We start from the raw sequence: 16,435 nt of genomic DNA, 5'->3' as shown, positions 1-16,435 counted from the left end.
ATGCGGCCCCTCAGGCCGCCGTGGCAGTCTTGCGGCGCTTGCCGGTGCCTGCGGAAGTCGCTGGGGCCGCAGGCGCGCAGCCCGCCCTGCCGGGCAGTTCGGCGCACAGGCCCGGATTGCCCGCGCAGCACTCTTCGGTCAGGTAGCCGATCAGCTCGGCCATCAGCGCCAGGTTGGCCCGGTAGCGCTGGTAGCGGCCCTCCTGCTCGACAGTGAGCAGCGTGGCGTGCGTCATGCCCTTGAGGTGGAAGGACAGGTTGGTGGGCGGCACGTCCAGTGCCGCAGCGATCTCGCCAGCCACCAGCCCACCCGGCCCCTGCCGCACGAGCAGGCGGAACACATCGAGCCGCACGGGCGAGGACAGCGATTCGAAGACGGTGGTGGCAGCGGCTTTTTGCACGGGCTGACTATACAAGACGGGTTGAAATGGGCGCGCGACCAGGGCGGTCAAACGACCCGCCGCCCCTGGGCGTCGATGACCAGCTCGCCGTCTTCCTTGGAAAAAGGCCCGGGCAAGGGGGGCAGAATGTCCAGCACCGCTTCGGAGGGCCGGCACAGCCGGGTGCCCAGCGGGGTGACGACGATGGGCCGGTTGATCAGGATGGGGTGGACCAGCATGACATCGAGCAGGCGCTCGTCCGACAGCGCCAGGTCCTGCAAACCCAGCTCGTCGTACGGCGTGCCCTTTTGCCGCAGCAGGGCGCGCACGGGGATGCCCATCGCCGCAACCAGCTCCTTGAGCTTCTCGCGGTCCGGGGGCGCCTTCAGGTACTCGATGACCGAGGGTTCGATGCCGGCGTGCCGGATCATGGCCAGCACGTTGCGCGAGGTGCCGCAGGCCGGATTGTGGAAGATGGTGTGGGCGGTGGAAGCTTGCATGGCATCAATAATACAACTATTATTGAAATGTTCAAGTAACTGCCTGCAACCCCGCTCTGAGGGCGCTTGCAGTGCCCCACGCCCCCTCTTCTCCTCCCCTTCAGAAAGACCACCGGATGCTTCTGGCCCTGTCGATATTTGTCGCCACCATCGCGCTGGTGATCTGGCAGCCGCGCGGGCTAGGCATTGGCTGGAGCGCCAGCGCAGGCGCTGCCGTGGCATTGTTCACCGGCGTGGTGCAGTGGGCCGACATGGCCGTGGTCTGGCAGATCGTGTGGAACGCCACGGCGGCCTTCATCGCCATCATCATCGTCAGCCTGCTGCTCGATGAAGCCGGCTTCTTCGAATGGGCGGCCCTGCATGTGGCGCGCTGGGGGCGTGGCAGCGGGCGCATGCTGTTCGCGCTCATCGTGCTGCTGGGCGCGGCCGTGGCGGCGGTGTTTGCCAACGATGGTGCGGCGCTGATCCTCACCCCCATCGTGGTCGCCATGCTCACGGCCCTGGGCTTCGGGCCGGGCGCCACATTGGCCTTCGTGATGGCGGCGGGCTTCATCGCCGACGCGGCCAGCCTGCCGCTGGTGGTGTCCAACCTGGTGAACATCGTCTCGGCCGACTTCTTTCGCATTGGCTTCAACGACTACGCAGCCGTCATGGTGCCGGTGAACCTGGCCTCGGTGGTGGCTTCGCTGGTGGTGCTGCTGCTGTTCTTTCGCAAGGAGATCCCCACAACCTACGACCAGGCCCAGCTCAAGCTGCCGGCCGCCGCCATCCGCGATGCGGCCACCTTCAAGACGGGGTGGGTGGTGCTGGTGCTGCTGCTCGTGGGCTTTTTCGGGCTGGAGCCGCTGGGCGTGCCCGTCAGCGCCACGGCCGCTGCAGGCGCCGCGCTGCTGCTGGCGGTGGCCAGCCGGAGGCCCGTGATCAGCACGACGAAGGTGCTGCGCGAAGCGCCCTGGCAGATCGTGGTGTTCTCGCTGGGCATGTACCTGGTGGTCTACGGGCTGCGCAACCAGGGGCTCACGGCCTACCTCAGCCAGTGGCTCAACGCCTTCGCGGGCTACGGCATCTGGGGCGCCGCCATCGGCACCGGCGTGCTCACCGCCGTGCTGTCCTCCCTCATGAACAACATGCCCACGGTGCTGGTGGTTGCACTGTCCATCGATGCCTCTGCGGCCACCGGCGTGGTGAAGGAGGCGATGGTCTACGCCAACGTCATCGGCAGCGACCTGGGGCCCAAGATCACGCCCATCGGCTCGCTGGCCACCTTGCTGTGGCTGCATGTGCTGGAGCGCAAGGGCATCCGCATCGGCTGGGGCACTTACTTCCGGGTCGGGGTGACCCTCACCGTGCCCGTGCTGCTGGTCACGCTGGCGGCGCTGGCGCTGCGGCTATCGATCAGGTAGCCCGGCGGCTGCCTGGCACCAATCAGGTAGCCCGGCAGCTGCCTGGTGCAAAAAAAGAGCGGGCCGGCACCCGTGGGTACCGGCCCGCCATCAGGTCGCCAGGTTCAGGCGATCAATCGCAGCAGCCCAGCATCTCCAGGCAGCACTCGGCGAGTTCCGCGCAGCAGCCGGACTGGGCCATGGCCATGCCTGCCATCGACAGCAAGACAGCGGCCACGCCGAATTTGAAAAGTTGTTTTTTCATTGGAAAATTCCAGTTGGGGTTTGGATAGAAAAGAAAAAGGAATCCCTCCAAACCTCAATCCGGCGGCCTCCATACCGGGGCATTCCAGGACGCCCACTGTGGCCCCGTGCCCAAGGGCTGGCCCGACTGGCGCGGCACCTCGCTCAGCGGGGTGCGTGGGGCCGTCATCAGCGACATGCCGCAGGGCTGGCAGCCGGGCATGGCGCAGGCTGCGTCGCCATCGCCGCAGTCGGCAATACGGCAATGGTCGTAGGCAGAAACGCTGGCCGCCACCACCTGGTTCAGGAACACGCAGCCCAGCAGCAACAAGCAGATGGCAAGAAATCTTCGCACGGCTGCAATGTACCCCAGCCTACTTGCTATTGCCCCCGCCCTGCTCGACCACGGCCACGCGCCTGCGCAACCGGTCTGCCGCGTCCTTGTCGCCCGCCGCCTCGGCGCGCTGCACCTGCAGCAGCAGCCAGGCCATGAGCGGGCGGCGCCAGCCCTGGGCGGATGCGGTGTCGGTGGCCGTGGCGATGGCGGCCGGGTCGGCCCGGCCGGACTGCAGCAGCACGCCGGCCGCCACCAGGCGCGAAAGCGGGTCTTCGATGCCGGCCAGCGCGGCACCGCCCGCGCCTGCGGGGGCCACGGCCCGCTGGGCCGGGGGCAGCAGCGCCACATCGGGCGCGGCCAGCGGCTTGCCAGCCAGGTGGTCGGCATAGGCACGCTCGGGCGGTGCGGCATCTTGGCGCAGCGCCTCGAAGGCGGTGCAGGGCTCTGCCACCAGGCTGGCCACCTGGGCCGCGCAGCGCAGCAGTTCCAGCCGCGCCAGCAGGTCCGGGCGGCCAGTGCGGGCCACCTCGGCGCGGGCGCGCTCCCACTCGAGCTTTTCGACACGGGCATTGCCCGACAGGTAGGCGTCGAGCGCCTTCTGGGACGACCCCTGGGCGTTCATCTCCCATTCGGGCTCGGGCGGCTTGCTGGCGCAGCCAGCGAGCAGCATGCCGATGGCGAGCACGGCCCAGGTCACGGTCGTCGTTGTCATCGTCTTCATGGCAGCTTGATCTCCCGGTCGCGTGCAAACGGCCATTTGCGGTTGATCTCGGTGACCAGGCTGTCGATCTTGCGCAGGTTGCTCTCCACCTCGGCACGCAGGGCGCCGAGGTCGTTGGTGGCCTCGCGGGCATTGGCGCCCACGGCCTGGGCCTCGACCAGCACGGCGTCGACCTTCTTCAGGCTGGCGCGGGTGTCGGCGAGCAGGTCGTTGACTTGGCCCACGGCGGCACGCAGCTCGGGCACCAGCGCATCCTTGCTGTTGCCGTCGGCGCCGAAGACCTGGCGGTCGGCGCGCGCGGCCAGGGTATCGAGGCGCGCCAGCAGCGTGTTGGTGCGGTCCAGCGTGGTCACGAGCTTCTTGGCATCGGACTCGCTGCCCATGAGTGCGCCCAGCACGCCGCCCGGGCCCTTGAGGCGCTCGGTGAGTTCCTGCACGTTGGACAGGGTGCTGCCCAGCGCCGCGTCCTGCGCGGTCAAGTTGTTCAGGTTGCCCAGCAACTCGCGCGCCGAGGCCATGAGCTGCGGGATCTCGGCCGTGGCATCGCCGCGCAGCACGGGGCGCACGGCGCCGTCGGGCAAGGGTGGATCGGTCAGGATGCCGCTGTAGGCGCGGATGTTGGTGCCGCCCACGATGCCGCGCACCAGCGTGAACACGCTGGACTGGCGCAGCCAGTGCGCGTCTTTGCTGGGCACCTCGACGGTGATGCGCGCGTTGCCCGCATCGGCCAGCTCGATGCGGCGCACGCGCCCGATGGGAAAGCCCGAGAACGTCATGTCCATGCCCACCACCACGCCTTCGGAATCATCGGCCGTGAGCACCAGGGTCTGCGTGGGCTCGAACACGCCGCGCGCATACATCAAAAACAGGCCCGAGCCGACGATGAGCGACAGCGTGAAGAGCAGCAGCGCCGCGGCCTTGATCTCCAGGTAGGCCACGGGGCGCAGCGTCTCCTGCGTGGAGCCTTCGGTGCCGGGCGGCGGCGGTGCAGGCGGTGGAGTGCGGTCGGTCATGGGGGGTTAGTAGTAGTTGCCCATCAGCGAGGCCACCTCGATCAGCAGCAGCACGGCGAACATGCGCGCCAGGCCACCGAGCTCCGAATCGGGCTGGCCCCGGCCCTCTGCGTCGTACAGGCCGGCGGCCATGGGGATCAGCGCCACGGTGAGGCTGAAAAACAGCGTCTTGAGCGCGAACAAGGTGGTCACGCTGGGCGTGAACACGCGGCCGAACATGCGCGTGTAGCCACCCGCCTCGGCCAGGTTGAAGCCGTACACGCCCAGGTAGCCCATGACCAGGGCCACTACACAGCTGAGCGCGGCCAGCGTGATGCTGGCGAACACGCCGGCCACCACGCGCGGCAGCAGCTCCACGCGCACCGGGTCCGATCCCTGGCGGCGCAGCTCGTCGAAGCGCCCCGACTGGCGCAGCAAGGCCAGTTGCGTGCCATTGGGGATGGTGGCGCGCATTGCCACGAAGAGCGCGGCGGTGAGCGGGATCAGCTCCAGCACCAGCACGCGGATCACCATCTCCATGGCGTAGCGCGACAGGCCGTAGCTGAGCGCCGTGACCACCACGATGCGCGTGAGCACCAGGCTGATGAGGGCCGCCAGCACCGTGAAACCCAGCAGCACGGGTGCCGTGTCCAGGTACAGGTGGCGCGCCAGCGAGCGGCGCGTGGCACGCCCGTAGCTCGACGGCGACAGCACCAGCACCAGCACCACCGCCCCCAGGTACAGGATGCGCCACCACGCCACGGCCCAGCGGCGCACCGTGCTCCAGGCACGCTCGGGCAGGGACAGGCCGGGCAGGCGGTTGATCATGAATTGATCATAGCCGCCGGGCCACGGGTTCCCAAGCGGATGGCCCGTCGGGTCCATCGGGCATTTGCACCGGGGGTGGCTTGTGTGGCATGGTCATGCAGCTACACATTGCATAGCAGACGATACATGCGCTCACACCCCAGCCAGGACACTGCCGGCTACCCCGCCTGCTTGCGCGGGCCCTGCTGCTGCGCCGGCATGCGCCCCACGTAGCGCCCGCGCGGGCGGATCACCTGGGCCACGCCCGACTGCTCCAGGGCATGGGCCAGCAGGCCCACGCTGCGCGCGGTGGCGAACAGGGCGAAGGCCGCGTCCGCCGGCAGGCGGTAGTGCGTGGCCAGGGCGGCCAGAGCCACGTCGATGGTGGGCTGCAGGCCCGTCTGCTCCTGCACCTTGGCGATGAAGCGCACGATGGCCTCGGGCGGCTCGAACAGCGCGAGCAAGGCCGCCGCGCGCGGGTCGCCATCGGGGTAGATGGGGTGACCAAAGCCGGCCAGCGGCAGGCCGTTGGCCAGGTAGTGGGCCAGCACCTTGTCCTCGCCCAGGCGCTCCACTTCGCTGAACAGCGCCTGCACGCGGCCCGAGGCATCGCCGTGCAGGGGCCCCGACAGCGTGCTCAGCCCCGCCAGCACGCAGGCGGGCAGCGAGGCCCCGGTGGAGGCCGCGATGCGCGCGGCAAAGGCCGAGCTCGTGAGCTCATGGTCGGCCAGCAGCACCAGCGCCGTGCGCAGCAGTTCGGCCACCGGGGCGCCCTGCTTCCAGCCCTTGGCAAAGCGCAGGTGCAGCGCCTGCTTGCCGGGCTGGGCACCGAAGGCATTGGCCAGCTGGCCCACCAGGGCCTGGCCCTCGGCATGCAGCACGCGCGTGAGCCGGCCGCTGGTGGAGTGCCCGCTGGCCGCCAGCCCGGCAAGGGCCACGAACGCCGGGCCCCGCCCTGGCGCCCCTGCGCCCGGCGGCGTGGCGCAGGCGAAGTCCACGGCCTGCTCCGCCCCCCACAGCAGCTGCGCCGCCTCTTCGAGCGTGGCGGTGCGCGCCAGGGCGATGGCGTCTTCGCCGCGGTAGTGCGGGCGCTCGCGGAAAAAGGCCGACAGCGCCGTCGGGATGCTGGGCTCGGCGCCGAACAGCGTGTTGGTGGCCAGCGTCTCGCGCTTGCTGCCGGCCTTCTTGCGCCGGGCCAGCCCGCTCAGGTCCTCGGCGCGGTACAGGCTCTTGCGCGTGTCGGCCGGGTCGGGCATGACCTCGAGCTTGCCCCGGCTCACGTAGGCATAGATGGTCTGCGGCTGCACGCCGAGGAGCTGGCAGGCCTCGGTCATCGAAATCCAGGAAGCCATGGCAGTGGTGGTGGTGGTGGTCGTTGAATATATACATTGATTTTACACGTCAAGATTGACCAATTCATCAACACAAAACTACGATGCCCTCCAACGCAATGCAAAGCCCACCGCACCACCGCCATGACGAAACCCCAGGTCCTGCAGCTCAACCCCATCCTGATCCCCTCGGTCAACGATCAGCTCGCCGCGCTCTACACCGTGCACCGGTACTTCGAGATGGCCGACGGCCCGGCCTGGCTGGCCGCGCATGGCGCCGCCATTGATGCCGTGGTCACCGGTGGGCACACCGGCATTGCACGCGCCATGCTGGAGCAGTTGCCCGCCCTGAAGGTCGTGGCCGTCAACGGCGTGGGCACCGATGCCGTGGACCTGGCCTACTGCCGCGCCCGCGCCCTGCCCGTCACCGCCACGCTGGGCGCGCTGACCGAGGACGTGGCCGACCTGGCCATCGGCCTCCTGATCGCGGCCTGCCGCAACATCTGCACCGGTGACCGCTTCGTGCGCGAGGGGCAGTGGGAGCAGTTCCCGCAGCCCGGTGCCATCCCCCTGGCGCGGCGCTTTAGCAGCATGCGCGTGGGCATCGTCGGCATGGGCCGCGTGGGCCGCGCCGTGGCCACCCGCGCTGCCGCGTTCGGCTGCCCCATCGCCTACACCGACCTCTACGCCATGGACGATGTGGCGCACCGCTTCGTACCCACCCTGCTGGAGCTGGCGCGCGGCTCGGACGCGCTGGTGCTGTGCGCCGCGGCCGACAGCGCCGAGGGCATCGTGAACGCGGCCGTGCTCGATGCCCTGGGCCCGCGCGGCTACCTGGTCAATGTGGCGCGCGGCCGCCTGGTCAACGAGGCCGACCTGGCCGCTGCCATCGGCACGGGCCAGATCGCGGGCGCGGGGCTGGACGTGTTCGTGGACGAGCCGCGCGTGCCCCTGGCGCTGCGCCAGAGCGAGCGCACCGTGCTGCAGGCCCACCGCGCCAGCGCCACCTGGGAGACGCGCGCGGCCATGGGCCAGATGGTGCTGGACAGCCTTGCCCAGGCGCTGGCCGGCGAACGCCCCGCGACGAGCCTCACGACATGAGCTAGCTGATGGCAGCGGCCCTGCCGCACTTCCTTCGATTTCAAAGAACCACAACGGAGACAAGACACCATGACGTCCACACGACGCGCCGCCCTCACCCTGGCCATCGCCCTCGGTGCCACGGCCCTCGCCGCACCCGCGGCCTTCGCCCAGGCCTTCCCCAACCGCCCGGTGACCCTGGTCGTGCCTTTTCCACCCGGGGGCGGCACCGATACCGGGGGCCGCGTGATCGCCGAGCAACTCGCCCGGCGCTGGGGCCAGCCCGTGGTGGTGGAGAACAAGGGCGGCGCGGCCGGGCAGATCGGGGCCGACTACGTGGCCAAGTCCAAGGCCGATGGCTACACCCTGCTCTTGGGCAACATCGGCACGCAGGCCATCAACCCCGCGCTGTACGCCAAACTGCCCTACGACGCGGACAAGGCCTTTGCCCCGGTGTCGCTGGTCGCCGAGCTGCCGCTGGCGATGATGGTCAACCCCTCGGTGGCAGCGAAGACGCCGGCCGAGTTCATCGCCCTGGCCAAGGCGCAGCCGGGCAAGCTCAGCTACAGCAGCTCGGGCGCAGGCGGCGCGCCGCACCTGGCGGCCGAGATGTTCAAGGACCAGACCGGCAGCTTCATCCTGCATGTGCCCTACCGCGGCGGTGGCCCGGCCATTGCCGACCTGCTGGCAGGGCATGTGCAGCTCTCGTTCATGACGGCACTGGAGGCCTCGGGCCACATCAAGGCCGGCAAGCTGCGCGCCCTGGCGGTCACCGGCGACAAGCGCCTGCCCGCGCTGCCCGATGTGCCCACGCTGGGTGAAGGCGCGCTGCCGGGCTTCAACGCGATCTCCTGGATCGGCCTGCTGGCCCCTGCGGGCACGCCGCCCGAGGTGGTGGACAGGATCTCGGCCGATGTGCGTGCCGTGCTCGCGGACGAAGCCGTGAAGGCCCGCTTTGCCGGCCTGGGCGGCGTGCCGCGCGCCACCTCGCCAGCAGAGTTCGGCAAGCTGATCGCCACCGACCGGGCACGCTACGCGCAGATCATCCGCAGCCGCAAGATCACCGTGGAGTGAGCTGGCGTGGTGGACTTCACTTTTTCCCCGCCGACCACGGTCACCCTGCCCGTGGCGGGCAGCAGCGCACGCTTTCCCGTGGGCCGGGTGTTCTGCATCGGCCGCAATTACCGCTGGGCACCCGACGAGGCAGCCCCCAAGCAGATGCCCGCCTGGTTCATGAAGCCCGCCAGCGCCGTGGTGCCGGCCCGGGGCATGCTGCCCTACCCGCCCGCAACCCGCGACCTCTGCCACGAGGTGGAGCTCGTGGTGGCCATCGGCCGCGGCGGGCGCGACATCGATCCGGGTCAGGTCGAGGCGCGGCATGTCTGGGGCTATGCCGCCGGGCTGGACATGACACGGCGCGACCTGCAGCAGCAGGCCAAGCGCGACGGTGGCCCATGGGAGCCCGCCAAGGCCTTCGACCATGGCGCGCCTTGCACGCCCATCGTGCCGGCCAGCGTGTGCGGCCACCCGCGCCAGGGCGCCATCTGGCTCAGCGTGAACGGCGTGGAGCGCCAGCGCGCAGACCTGTCGGGCCTGCTCTGGCCGGTGGCGGACCTGGTGGCCATGCTGTCGCGCTCCGTCACGCTGGAGCCTGGCGACCTGGTCTACACGGGCACACCGGCCGGCGTGGGCCCGCTGCAGCCGGGCGACCGGGTCAGCGCAGGCGTGGCCGGCATCGGCGAGCTGGCCCTGGTCGTGGGCGACGCACCCGTGCCCGCATCCGGCCATTGATTCATACAACGACACCAGGAGACAAGCATGCAGACCCCTTCTTTCAGGTTCAAGCGACCCCTCGGCGCCCTTGCCGCCGCAGCCATGCTGGCCGTGGCGCCCTTGCTGGCATCGGCCCAGGCAGCCTGGCCCGCGCGGCCCATCAAGATCATCGTGCCGGCCCCGCCGGGCGGCGCCATCGACACCATTGCCCGCGTGGTGGGCGACAAGCTCGCCGCAGCGCTGGGCCAGGCGGTGGTGGTAGACAACCGGCCCGGCGCCTCGAACAACCTGGGCACCGACGTGCTGGCCAAGGCGCCGCCCGACGGCTACACCATCGGCATCGTGGGCGGCAGCCACAACATCAACAAGTATCTGTTCAAGAACCTGGGCTGGGACCCGGAAAAGAGCTTCGAGCCCATCGTCTACACACACGAGGTGCCGCTGGTGTTCGCCATGTACCCGCAGATCCCCGCCAAGACGCTGCCCGAGTTCATCGCCTGGATGAAGGCCAACCCCGAGCAGGCCAAGATCGCCACCTCGGGCCGCGGAAGCGCGCAGGAGATGGCGGCCGAGATGTTCCGCATGGCCAGCGGCACGCAGATGCTGCTGGTGCCCTACAAGGGCTCGTCCGCCGCCCACCCCGACCTGCTGGCCGGGCGCACTGCGCTGTACATCGACACCATCAGCGCCATCCAGGCCCAGGTCAAGGCCGGCAATGTGCGCGCCATCGCGGTCTCCACGCGCAAGCGCACCGCCGCCCTGCCGGATGTGCCCACGGCCGAGGAACAGGGTCTCAAGGGCTACGACGCCAACACCAACGGCGGCTTCCTGGCCCCCGCCGGCACGCCCAAGGCCATCGTCGCCCGGCTCAACACCGAGATCAACGCGGCCCTGAAGCTTCCAGACGTGCGCGCCAAGCTCGAGGCCGCCGGCATCGAGATCCAAGGCGGCACGCCGCAGGAGTACGCCGCGCTGATCAGGTCGGACCTGGCCAAGTGGGGCAAGGTGGTCAAGGAGGCGGGCATTCAGCCCGAATAAACGGCCCTAGCCCCGCGCCCGCACGATCTCGTCCTCCACCTCGCGCAACCTGTCCTTGCCGAAGAACATCTCGTCCCCCACGAAGAAGATCGGCGAACCGAAGGCACCGCGGGCAAAGGCATCCTGGGTGCTCTGCAGCAGGGCATTCTTCACCTCGGGCTCCTGGCTGGCGGCCAGCAGCGCCGCTGGGTCGAGTCCGGCCTGGTGCAGCTCGGCAGCGATCACCTGCGGGTCGTCCATCTTCTTGCCGCGCTCCCACATGCTGGCGTAGACGGCGTCGACATACGGCTCGAAACAGCCCAGCCTGCGGGCCGCGACCGCGCCGCGCATGAGCGCCAGGGTGTTCACCGGAAAGTGCGGGTTGTGCGTGAACTTCGACAGCCCATGCCTTTGCACGAAGCGGTCCATCTCCCGTTGCTCATAAGCCCGCTTGGTCGGGATGCCGGCGTTGCTCTCAGCCGGCGAGCGGTTGTTGGCCAGCTTGAACAGGCCGCCCAGCAGGACGGGCACATACTCGAATGTCGCGCCCGTGCGGGCCTCGATAGCGGGCAGCACCTTGTGGCTGAGGTAGGCGTTCGGGCTGCCGAAGTCGAACAGGAATTGCACTGTCACGTTGCTCATGGGTCTTTGTCTCCTTGTGGATTTTTTGTGATCAATGGCGTTCAGGGGAATGTCACCAGGTCTCCATCCATGGGCGAATCTCCGTCTCATGGGTCCAGGCATCGCGGGGCTGGTTGTGCAGTTGCCAGTACACCTCGGCAATGCTCTCGGGGCTGACGATGCCGCCTTGCTCCTTGGTGGCGTAGCGCTCGGGGAAGTTGCTGCGGATGAATTCGGTATCGATCGCGCCGTCGATCACCGGGTGGGCGACATGGATGCCCTGGGGCCACAGCTCCCGGGCCATGCTCTGGGCCAGTGCGCGCAGCGCATGCTTTGCGCCCGCAAACGCCGCAAAACCCTCGCGGCCGCGCAGGCTGGCCGTGGCCCCCGTGAAGAGAATGGTGCCCCGCCCGCGCGGCAGCATCACCTTGGCCGCCTCGCGCCCCATCAGGAAGCCGGCGAAGCAGGCCATCTCCCATACCTTGAAGTACACGCGCGAGGTCGTCTCGGTGATGCCGAAGCGCACATTGGCCCCGATGTTGAACACCGCGACTTCGATGGGGGCGATCTCCGCTTCGATCTTGGCGATGAGTGCGACCATGTCCTCCTCCTTGCGCGCATCCGAGCCAAAGCCATGCGCCTCCCCGCCCGCAGCGCGGATCTGGTCGACGAGGGGCTGCAGCTTGTCCGCGCTGCGCCGGGTCACGCAGGCGATATAGCCCTCGCGGGCGAAGCGCTGGGCAATGGCGCCGCCCGTGGCGTCGCCTGCGCCGATGACCAAAATTGCCTTCTTCTTGCTGTCTGCCATGGGGTCTCCTGGGGTTGCAAAGGGATGGGAACCGGCACTGCGCCCGTGTCCATCGAGTTCATTTTTTGAACTGACTGCACGATAAGTTTGAAAATTGAACTCGTCAAGGGTAGAGTTGCGGACATGAAGTGGAACGACCTGGAACAGGAACATTGCTCGATTGCCCGCACCGTCTCGGTGATCGGCGACCGCTGGACGATGCTGGTGCTGCGCGACAGCTTTCTCGGCGTGCGCCGGTTCGACGAGTTCCAGCAGCGCTTGGGCATCTCCCGCCCCATGCTGGCAGACCGCCTGGCCAAACTCGTGGAGGCCGGCGTGCTGCGCAAGGCCGCCTACCAGGAGGCGCCTGTCCGCCATGAGTACCGCCTGACGCCCAAGGGCCTGGACCTGCACCCCGTCATCATGGCCATCGTGCACTGGGGCGACGTGCACATGGCCGGCAAGGCCGGCCGCCCCCTGCTGCACCGGCACACCGGCTGCGGCCACCTGTTCGACCCGGTCACCACCTGCTCGGAATGCCAGGCGGAGCTGCGCGCCAGGGATGTGTCGGTGGAGAGAGGGCCTGGGGCATTTCCGATGGTTTGAGGGCAGAGGTGTTGGCGCGTCAGCGGTCGGCGAAAGGCGGATCGTTCGGGATATCCATGCCCGCACAATCTCCTGCCGCCTGGCCCATCCCTGTAGCAAACAGTTGCTACGTGGGGAACGGCCAACACACTCCAAAGCCAGGCGGATGCGATAGCCTTTGCGCATCACAAGAATCACCCCGGGAGGTCGAAGATGCCTTTGCAGATAACCGGCGCACACGCCACCGTCAGCATGCTGAGCCGTTTGCTCTTGGAGCAGCCGCTGTGGTATGGGCCGCATTCGTATGGTTACCACGTGGCCGCGGTAGAAGCGAAGGGGCCCGAGGCGGTGGCACTGGTGTTCGGCAAGGGCTATGGCGATTCCCCCTGGCCCGAAGCCTATCTGTCGACCATGCTGCTGGAGAAGATGGGCCTGTTGCCCAACCCCGCCTTGCAAAACGAACTGACGAACTACCTGACCGCGGTGGGCAAGACCAATCTGGGCATCGTCGCGCTGCAGTTGGGACAAATCCTGTCGGGCCTGGAGGGCGCCACTGGCGACCTGGCCATCTACGCGGCCGCGGCGGTGCGCTGGAACGACAAGATCGCGGCGGCGCACGCGTATTCCACCAACCCTGCCAACAGTGGCTATCTGACGTTCGACAGCCACTCCAGCGGCCCGGGGGTCACGCTGGAATTGACCAGCGGCGCCGACACGCTGGCGGGCACGCCGTACGACGACGTCTTCCTGGCCACGACGCCCGGCCAGTTGGGCTCGGCAGACATCATCCGGGGCGGCGGCCGGGGAGAGAAGGGCAACATCCTCAAGGCCACGCTGGCGGCCGGCGAGAAGGTGGCCCCCACCCTGTACTCCCTCGACTACGTCTTCATCACCGCGGGCGCCGGGGCGCAGTTCGATGCCGAGAAGTCGCACGAGACCAGGATACTGTTGCTCGACGCGGCCCCGGGCGGCACCGCCACATTCACCGGCGTGGACAGCACGACGCGGGTAGGCATCCAGAACTCACTGGCCGGCACGGCACTGACGGTGCTCTTCAAGCCCTCTTCCGACAGGAATGAGCCGGTCAAGCTCGCGCTGTTCGATGCGACCGGGACGGACGAGATCATCGTGCCCGATGCGATCGCCTTGCGCATCGCCAGCATGCCCGGCAGCGTGGCCGCCACCACGGTCAACAGCGCCAAGATCACCGCGGGCGCGGCCGAGGAGATCAGGCTCTACGGCAACCAGGCCCTCAACACCACCATCACCGGCGCCCAGGTGGAGGTGATCCATGCTGCCTACCTCCAGGCGCCGCTGGACCTCACATTCGCCACCACGGGCGCCACGCCCATCGGCATCATCGGCGGCATTGCGGCAGACCGGATCACGGTGAACGACGCCTCTGGCGCGCGCGCGGCCATCGACGCGGGTGACGGGGCAGACACCATCACCATCGGCGCCCGCAATGCCCACAGCATCACCCTGGGCGCTGGCGCGGACGTACTCGCCCTCACCGGCCTGGCCGGCCCCACCAGCGCGGCCCTGGGCCTGGACAATGCGGCCGCGCTGCGCCGCTTGGCCATTGAGGTGACCGACTTTGCGAGCGGCACCGACCAATTGCGCCTGGCCGCCACCATGCCAACGGCCAAGGCCACGCCCAGTACCTTGCAGCTGGCCAGCATCGCCGCGTCCACCTCCCTGTTGGACGCCGCCACACTGGCTGCCAGCACGGCAGGTGCGAACAAGGCCATTGCTTTTGGCTATGGCGGCGACACCTACATCTTGGTGAACGACGCCACGGCGGCGTTGGGCAGCCATGACAGCCTGGTCCGATTGAACGGAGTGTCGGCGCTGGAGGATGGGGATTGGGGGGTGGTGTAGGGAGCGCTGAACTGGGCCGAGGAGATATCCCGGCTCGCGGTCTCGTCGCTCTACCTGGCCTGGCCGCACCGACCCGATGACGGCATGGTCGAGTTCGACGGGCCGGACGAGTTTCGGCTGTGGCGGTGCGGCTATGTGAACCGCACGCCGACGGGACCGGTGGGGTTCGACAGCTAGATGTGCTGCGGTGGTCGCACCACGGCACTCAGCAGCGAGCCTGGCTCCAGACTCAGGCTACCTGGGGCAGGTAGCTTGGCCGGGGCGCCGTCAGCCCGATCTTGACGTGCTGGGTGAGCTCATCGGCCAGCACTTCATCCAGACCCGATTCCAGCCCGTTCAGCGCCCGCTTGACGATCTGCTCGGGACTGGTCTTGGGCACGTCGAACCCGCGTGTGAGGTCGGTGTCGACATAGGCCATGTGCAGTCCCAGCACCTGCGTCTTCTGCGCTGCGAGCTCGTTGCGCAGGGCATTGGTCAGCGACCAGGCAGCCGACTTGCTGGCCGAGTAGGCGGCCAGCTCGCCGCCATTCACCCAGGAGGCCACCGACAGCACATTGAGCAAGGCGCCGCCGCCGTTGGCCGCAAGAACGGGGGCGAAGGCCTGGCTCACGCGCAGCACGCCGAAGACATTGGTCTCGAAGATGCGCCGCATGACCTCCTCGCTGTCGGGCGCCAGAAAGCCGCCGGGCTGGGCGATGCCGGCATTGTTGATGACCAGGGTGACGTCCTGCGCTAGCGCCGCGGCCGCAGCCACGTCGCCGGGGTTGTTGACGTCCAGCCGCAGGGCCTGCACCCCGGCCTGGGGGGTGATGCTGGCGGGATCGCGCGCGCCAGCGTAGACCTTGCGCGCACCGCGGGCGAGCAACTCGCGGGCAAAGGCCAGGCCGATGCCGCGATTGGCACCGGTGACAAGAACAACAGCGTTTTCAATCTTCATGGTAACTCCAGGGGTAGATGCAAAAGGGCTCACTTGAGCTGGATGACGACCTTGCCTTTGGCACGGCCGGATTCGACATACGCCAGGGCCTCGTTGGTGGCCGCGAAGGGAAACACCTTGTCGACCACCGGGCGGATGATTCCGGCGTCCATGAGGCGGGTGATTTCATGCAGTTGACTGCCCTCGGCCCGCATGAACAGGAAGGAATAGCCAATGCCTAGGCCTTGTGCCCGCCGCCGCACGCCCGCGCTGAGCAGGCGCAGCAGCAGCCGCACGACGCCGGGCGCCCTGCTGGCCTGGGCGAATGCCGGGTCCGGCGGGCCCGAGATGGAAATGAGCTTGCCACCCGGCTTGAGCACGCGCAGGGATTTTTCGAGCGCCTTGCCATCCTGGCTGTGCAGGACCAGGTCGTAGCCGCGCAGCAGGGCCTCGAAGTCCTGCGTGCGGTAGTCGATGGCGAGGTCGGCTCCCAGCTTGTGCATGGCCTGGGCACTGGCCGCGCCTGCGGTGGTCGCGACACTGGCACCCAGGTGTTTGGCCAGCTGGATGGCAAAGCTGCCCACCCCGCCGGAGCCAGCCTGGATGAAGACCTTCTGCCCCCGCCGGAGCCCACCCTGCTCCACCAGGGCCTGCCAGGCGGTGAGTCCCACCAGGGGGATGGAGGCCGCCTCGACCATGGAAAGTCCACGGGGCTTGGGCGCCAGCGAGGACTCCCTGACCGGCACGAACTCGGCAAAGGTGCCGATGCGGAAATCGTCCGCCCGGGCATAGACCTCGTCGCCGATCTTGAACTGGCGCACCTGGGGGCCGACCTGCACCACCACCCCGGCCACGTCGTGGCCCAGGACGAGGGGCAAGCGGTAGGGCAGGATGGGCTTGAACTCTCCGTTGCGGATCTTGGCATCCAGCAGGTTCACGCCCGCCGCATGCACCTCCACCAGCACCTCGTCATCGCGCAGTTCGGGCCGGGGCAGGTCGGCCAGGCGCAATGCGCGCTGTTTGCCGTAGCGCTCAAGAATGAAGGCTTTCATGGGGTCTCCTTGCGGGTTGGCATATTTCGAA

At 68.5% G+C, this 16,435-nt stretch carries 19 protein-coding genes; 7 read left to right on the top strand and 12 right to left on the bottom strand.

Features of this window, described 5'->3' with window-relative positions:
• Positions 1-10 precede the first annotated feature (10 nt).
• Together AC07PF_RS21200 and arsC are read right to left on the bottom strand one after the other, a co-directional pair.
• Positions 11-400, bottom strand: coding sequence for an ArsR/SmtB family transcription factor (locus AC07PF_RS21200; protein WP_494607975.1), 390 nt, complete (start codon positions 398-400; stop codon positions 11-13).
• Between the two features lie 47 nt (positions 401-447).
• Entirely contained in the window at positions 448-879 is a 432-nt protein-coding gene (gene arsC / locus AC07PF_RS21195) for an arsenate reductase (glutaredoxin) (protein WP_494613168.1), read from the bottom strand.
• Between the two features lie 116 nt (positions 880-995).
• Here arsC and AC07PF_RS21190 point away from each other — a divergent pair, with 116 nt between their 5' ends.
• Positions 996-2,282 carry an arsenic transporter gene (locus AC07PF_RS21190; protein ID WP_494613167.1) on the top strand — a complete coding sequence of 429 codons (1,287 nt, stop codon included), beginning with the start codon at positions 996-998 and terminating at the stop codon, positions 2,280-2,282.
• Between the two features lie 112 nt (positions 2,283-2,394).
• On the opposite strand, the gene AC07PF_RS21185 is transcribed toward AC07PF_RS21190, so the two are convergent.
• The 6 genes from AC07PF_RS21185 to AC07PF_RS21160 all read right to left on the bottom strand — a co-directional run bounded on the left by AC07PF_RS21185 (position 2,395) and on the right by AC07PF_RS21160 (position 6,713).
• Entirely contained in the window at positions 2,395-2,526 is a 132-nt protein-coding gene (locus tag AC07PF_RS21185) for a hypothetical protein (RefSeq protein WP_007857214.1), read from the bottom strand.
• A gap of 54 nt (positions 2,527-2,580) precedes the next feature.
• The gene (locus AC07PF_RS21180) at positions 2,581-2,859 is read right to left on the bottom strand and encodes a hypothetical protein (RefSeq protein WP_494613166.1); all 279 of its coding nucleotides are present in this window, start codon (positions 2,857-2,859) and stop codon (positions 2,581-2,583) included.
• 19 nt (positions 2,860-2,878) lie between these two features.
• Positions 2,879-3,562: a hypothetical protein gene (locus AC07PF_RS21175; RefSeq protein ID WP_494613165.1), complete on the bottom strand. Its 684-nt coding sequence runs from the start codon at positions 3,560-3,562 to the stop codon at positions 2,879-2,881.
• Positions 3,559-4,575: an MlaD family protein gene (locus AC07PF_RS21170; RefSeq protein ID WP_494613164.1), complete on the bottom strand. Its 1,017-nt coding sequence runs from the start codon at positions 4,573-4,575 to the stop codon at positions 3,559-3,561. Before AC07PF_RS21170 ends, AC07PF_RS21175 begins: the two co-directional genes overlap by 4 nt.
• A 6-nt stretch (positions 4,576-4,581) precedes the next feature.
• Positions 4,582-5,382, bottom strand: coding sequence for an MlaE family ABC transporter permease (locus tag AC07PF_RS21165; RefSeq protein WP_035204758.1), 801 nt, complete (start codon positions 5,380-5,382; stop codon positions 4,582-4,584).
• A 158-nt stretch (positions 5,383-5,540) separates the two neighbouring features.
• Complete coding sequence (locus AC07PF_RS21160; RefSeq protein ID WP_494613163.1) at positions 5,541-6,713, bottom strand: citrate synthase; 1,173 nt, start codon at positions 6,711-6,713, stop codon at positions 5,541-5,543.
• Between the two features lie 123 nt (positions 6,714-6,836).
• Here AC07PF_RS21160 and AC07PF_RS21155 point away from each other — a divergent pair, with 123 nt between their 5' ends.
• The 4 genes from AC07PF_RS21155 to AC07PF_RS21140 all read left to right on the top strand — a co-directional run bounded on the left by AC07PF_RS21155 (position 6,837) and on the right by AC07PF_RS21140 (position 10,583).
• A complete protein-coding gene (locus AC07PF_RS21155) occupies positions 6,837-7,793 on the top strand; it encodes a 2-hydroxyacid dehydrogenase (protein ID WP_494613162.1) in 957 nt (318 codons plus the stop codon).
• A gap of 69 nt (positions 7,794-7,862) precedes the next feature.
• Positions 7,863-8,846, top strand: a complete 984-nt coding sequence (locus tag AC07PF_RS21150; protein WP_494613161.1) for a tripartite tricarboxylate transporter substrate binding protein — start codon at positions 7,863-7,865, stop codon at positions 8,844-8,846.
• Positions 8,847-8,852: 6 nt separating this feature from the next.
• Positions 8,853-9,563, top strand: a complete 711-nt coding sequence (locus AC07PF_RS21145) for a fumarylacetoacetate hydrolase family protein (RefSeq protein ID WP_494613160.1) — start codon at positions 8,853-8,855, stop codon at positions 9,561-9,563.
• Positions 9,564-9,590: 27 nt separating this feature from the next.
• Positions 9,591-10,583: a Bug family tripartite tricarboxylate transporter substrate binding protein gene (locus tag AC07PF_RS21140; protein ID WP_494613159.1), complete on the top strand. Its 993-nt coding sequence runs from the start codon at positions 9,591-9,593 to the stop codon at positions 10,581-10,583.
• Between the two features lie 6 nt (positions 10,584-10,589).
• On the opposite strand, the gene AC07PF_RS21135 is transcribed toward AC07PF_RS21140, so the two are convergent.
• A complete protein-coding gene (locus tag AC07PF_RS21135) occupies positions 10,590-11,204 on the bottom strand; it encodes a 2-hydroxychromene-2-carboxylate isomerase (RefSeq protein ID WP_494607955.1) in 615 nt (204 codons plus the stop codon).
• Between the two features lie 52 nt (positions 11,205-11,256).
• On the bottom strand, positions 11,257-11,991 hold the full coding sequence (locus tag AC07PF_RS21130) for an SDR family oxidoreductase (RefSeq protein ID WP_494613158.1): 735 nt from the start codon (positions 11,989-11,991) through the stop codon (positions 11,257-11,259).
• A gap of 123 nt (positions 11,992-12,114) precedes the next feature.
• Here AC07PF_RS21130 and AC07PF_RS21125 point away from each other — a divergent pair, with 123 nt between their 5' ends.
• The gene (locus AC07PF_RS21125) at positions 12,115-12,576 is read left to right on the top strand and encodes a winged helix-turn-helix transcriptional regulator (RefSeq protein ID WP_145699004.1); all 462 of its coding nucleotides are present in this window, start codon (positions 12,115-12,117) and stop codon (positions 12,574-12,576) included.
• A 192-nt stretch (positions 12,577-12,768) separates the two neighbouring features.
• Positions 12,769-14,436 (top strand): bluetail domain-containing putative surface protein, encoded by a 1,668-nt coding sequence (locus AC07PF_RS21120; protein WP_494613157.1) that lies wholly within the window; start codon positions 12,769-12,771, stop codon positions 14,434-14,436.
• Positions 14,437-14,665: 229 nt separating this feature from the next.
• On the opposite strand, the gene AC07PF_RS21115 is transcribed toward AC07PF_RS21120, so the two are convergent.
• Together AC07PF_RS21115 and AC07PF_RS21110 are read right to left on the bottom strand one after the other, a co-directional pair.
• A complete protein-coding gene (locus AC07PF_RS21115) occupies positions 14,666-15,373 on the bottom strand; it encodes an SDR family oxidoreductase (protein WP_494607949.1) in 708 nt (235 codons plus the stop codon).
• 29 nt (positions 15,374-15,402) lie between these two features.
• On the bottom strand, positions 15,403-16,404 hold the full coding sequence (locus tag AC07PF_RS21110) for an NADP-dependent oxidoreductase (protein ID WP_494613156.1): 1,002 nt from the start codon (positions 16,402-16,404) through the stop codon (positions 15,403-15,405).
• Between the last annotated feature and the right edge of the window lie 31 nt (positions 16,405-16,435).

Source organism: Acidovorax sp. GW821-FHT10A04, assembly GCF_059415825.1.
Note: the sequence above shows the minus strand (reverse complement) of the source record. Positions and strands in the feature narration are given on the sequence as shown.

Coding starts and splice junctions, on each gene's coding strand:
- AC07PF_RS21170 (WP_494613164.1), bottom strand. CDS start 4,575: ATGACCGACCGCACTCCACCGCCTGCACCGCCGCCGCCCGGCACCGAA.
- AC07PF_RS21130 (WP_494613158.1), bottom strand. CDS start 11,991: ATGGCAGACAGCAAGAAGAAGGCAATTTTGGTCATCGGCGCAGGCGAC.
- AC07PF_RS21115 (WP_494607949.1), bottom strand. CDS start 15,373: ATGAAGATTGAAAACGCTGTTGTTCTTGTCACCGGTGCCAATCGCGGC.
- AC07PF_RS21135 (WP_494607955.1), bottom strand. CDS start 11,204: ATGAGCAACGTGACAGTGCAATTCCTGTTCGACTTCGGCAGCCCGAAC.
- AC07PF_RS21140 (WP_494613159.1), top strand. CDS start 9,591: ATGCAGACCCCTTCTTTCAGGTTCAAGCGACCCCTCGGCGCCCTTGCC.
- AC07PF_RS21165 (WP_035204758.1), bottom strand. CDS start 5,382: ATGATCAACCGCCTGCCCGGCCTGTCCCTGCCCGAGCGTGCCTGGAGC.
- AC07PF_RS21120 (WP_494613157.1), top strand. CDS start 12,769: ATGCCTTTGCAGATAACCGGCGCACACGCCACCGTCAGCATGCTGAGC.
- AC07PF_RS21155 (WP_494613162.1), top strand. CDS start 6,837: ATGACGAAACCCCAGGTCCTGCAGCTCAACCCCATCCTGATCCCCTCG.
- AC07PF_RS21175 (WP_494613165.1), bottom strand. CDS start 3,562: ATGAAGACGATGACAACGACGACCGTGACCTGGGCCGTGCTCGCCATC.
- AC07PF_RS21110 (WP_494613156.1), bottom strand. CDS start 16,404: ATGAAAGCCTTCATTCTTGAGCGCTACGGCAAACAGCGCGCATTGCGC.
- AC07PF_RS21160 (WP_494613163.1), bottom strand. CDS start 6,713: ATGGCTTCCTGGATTTCGATGACCGAGGCCTGCCAGCTCCTCGGCGTG.
- AC07PF_RS21125 (WP_145699004.1), top strand. CDS start 12,115: ATGAAGTGGAACGACCTGGAACAGGAACATTGCTCGATTGCCCGCACC.
- AC07PF_RS21150 (WP_494613161.1), top strand. CDS start 7,863: ATGACGTCCACACGACGCGCCGCCCTCACCCTGGCCATCGCCCTCGGT.
- AC07PF_RS21190 (WP_494613167.1), top strand. CDS start 996: ATGCTTCTGGCCCTGTCGATATTTGTCGCCACCATCGCGCTGGTGATC.
- arsC (WP_494613168.1), bottom strand. CDS start 879: ATGCAAGCTTCCACCGCCCACACCATCTTCCACAATCCGGCCTGCGGC.
- AC07PF_RS21185 (WP_007857214.1), bottom strand. CDS start 2,526: ATGAAAAAACAACTTTTCAAATTCGGCGTGGCCGCTGTCTTGCTGTCG.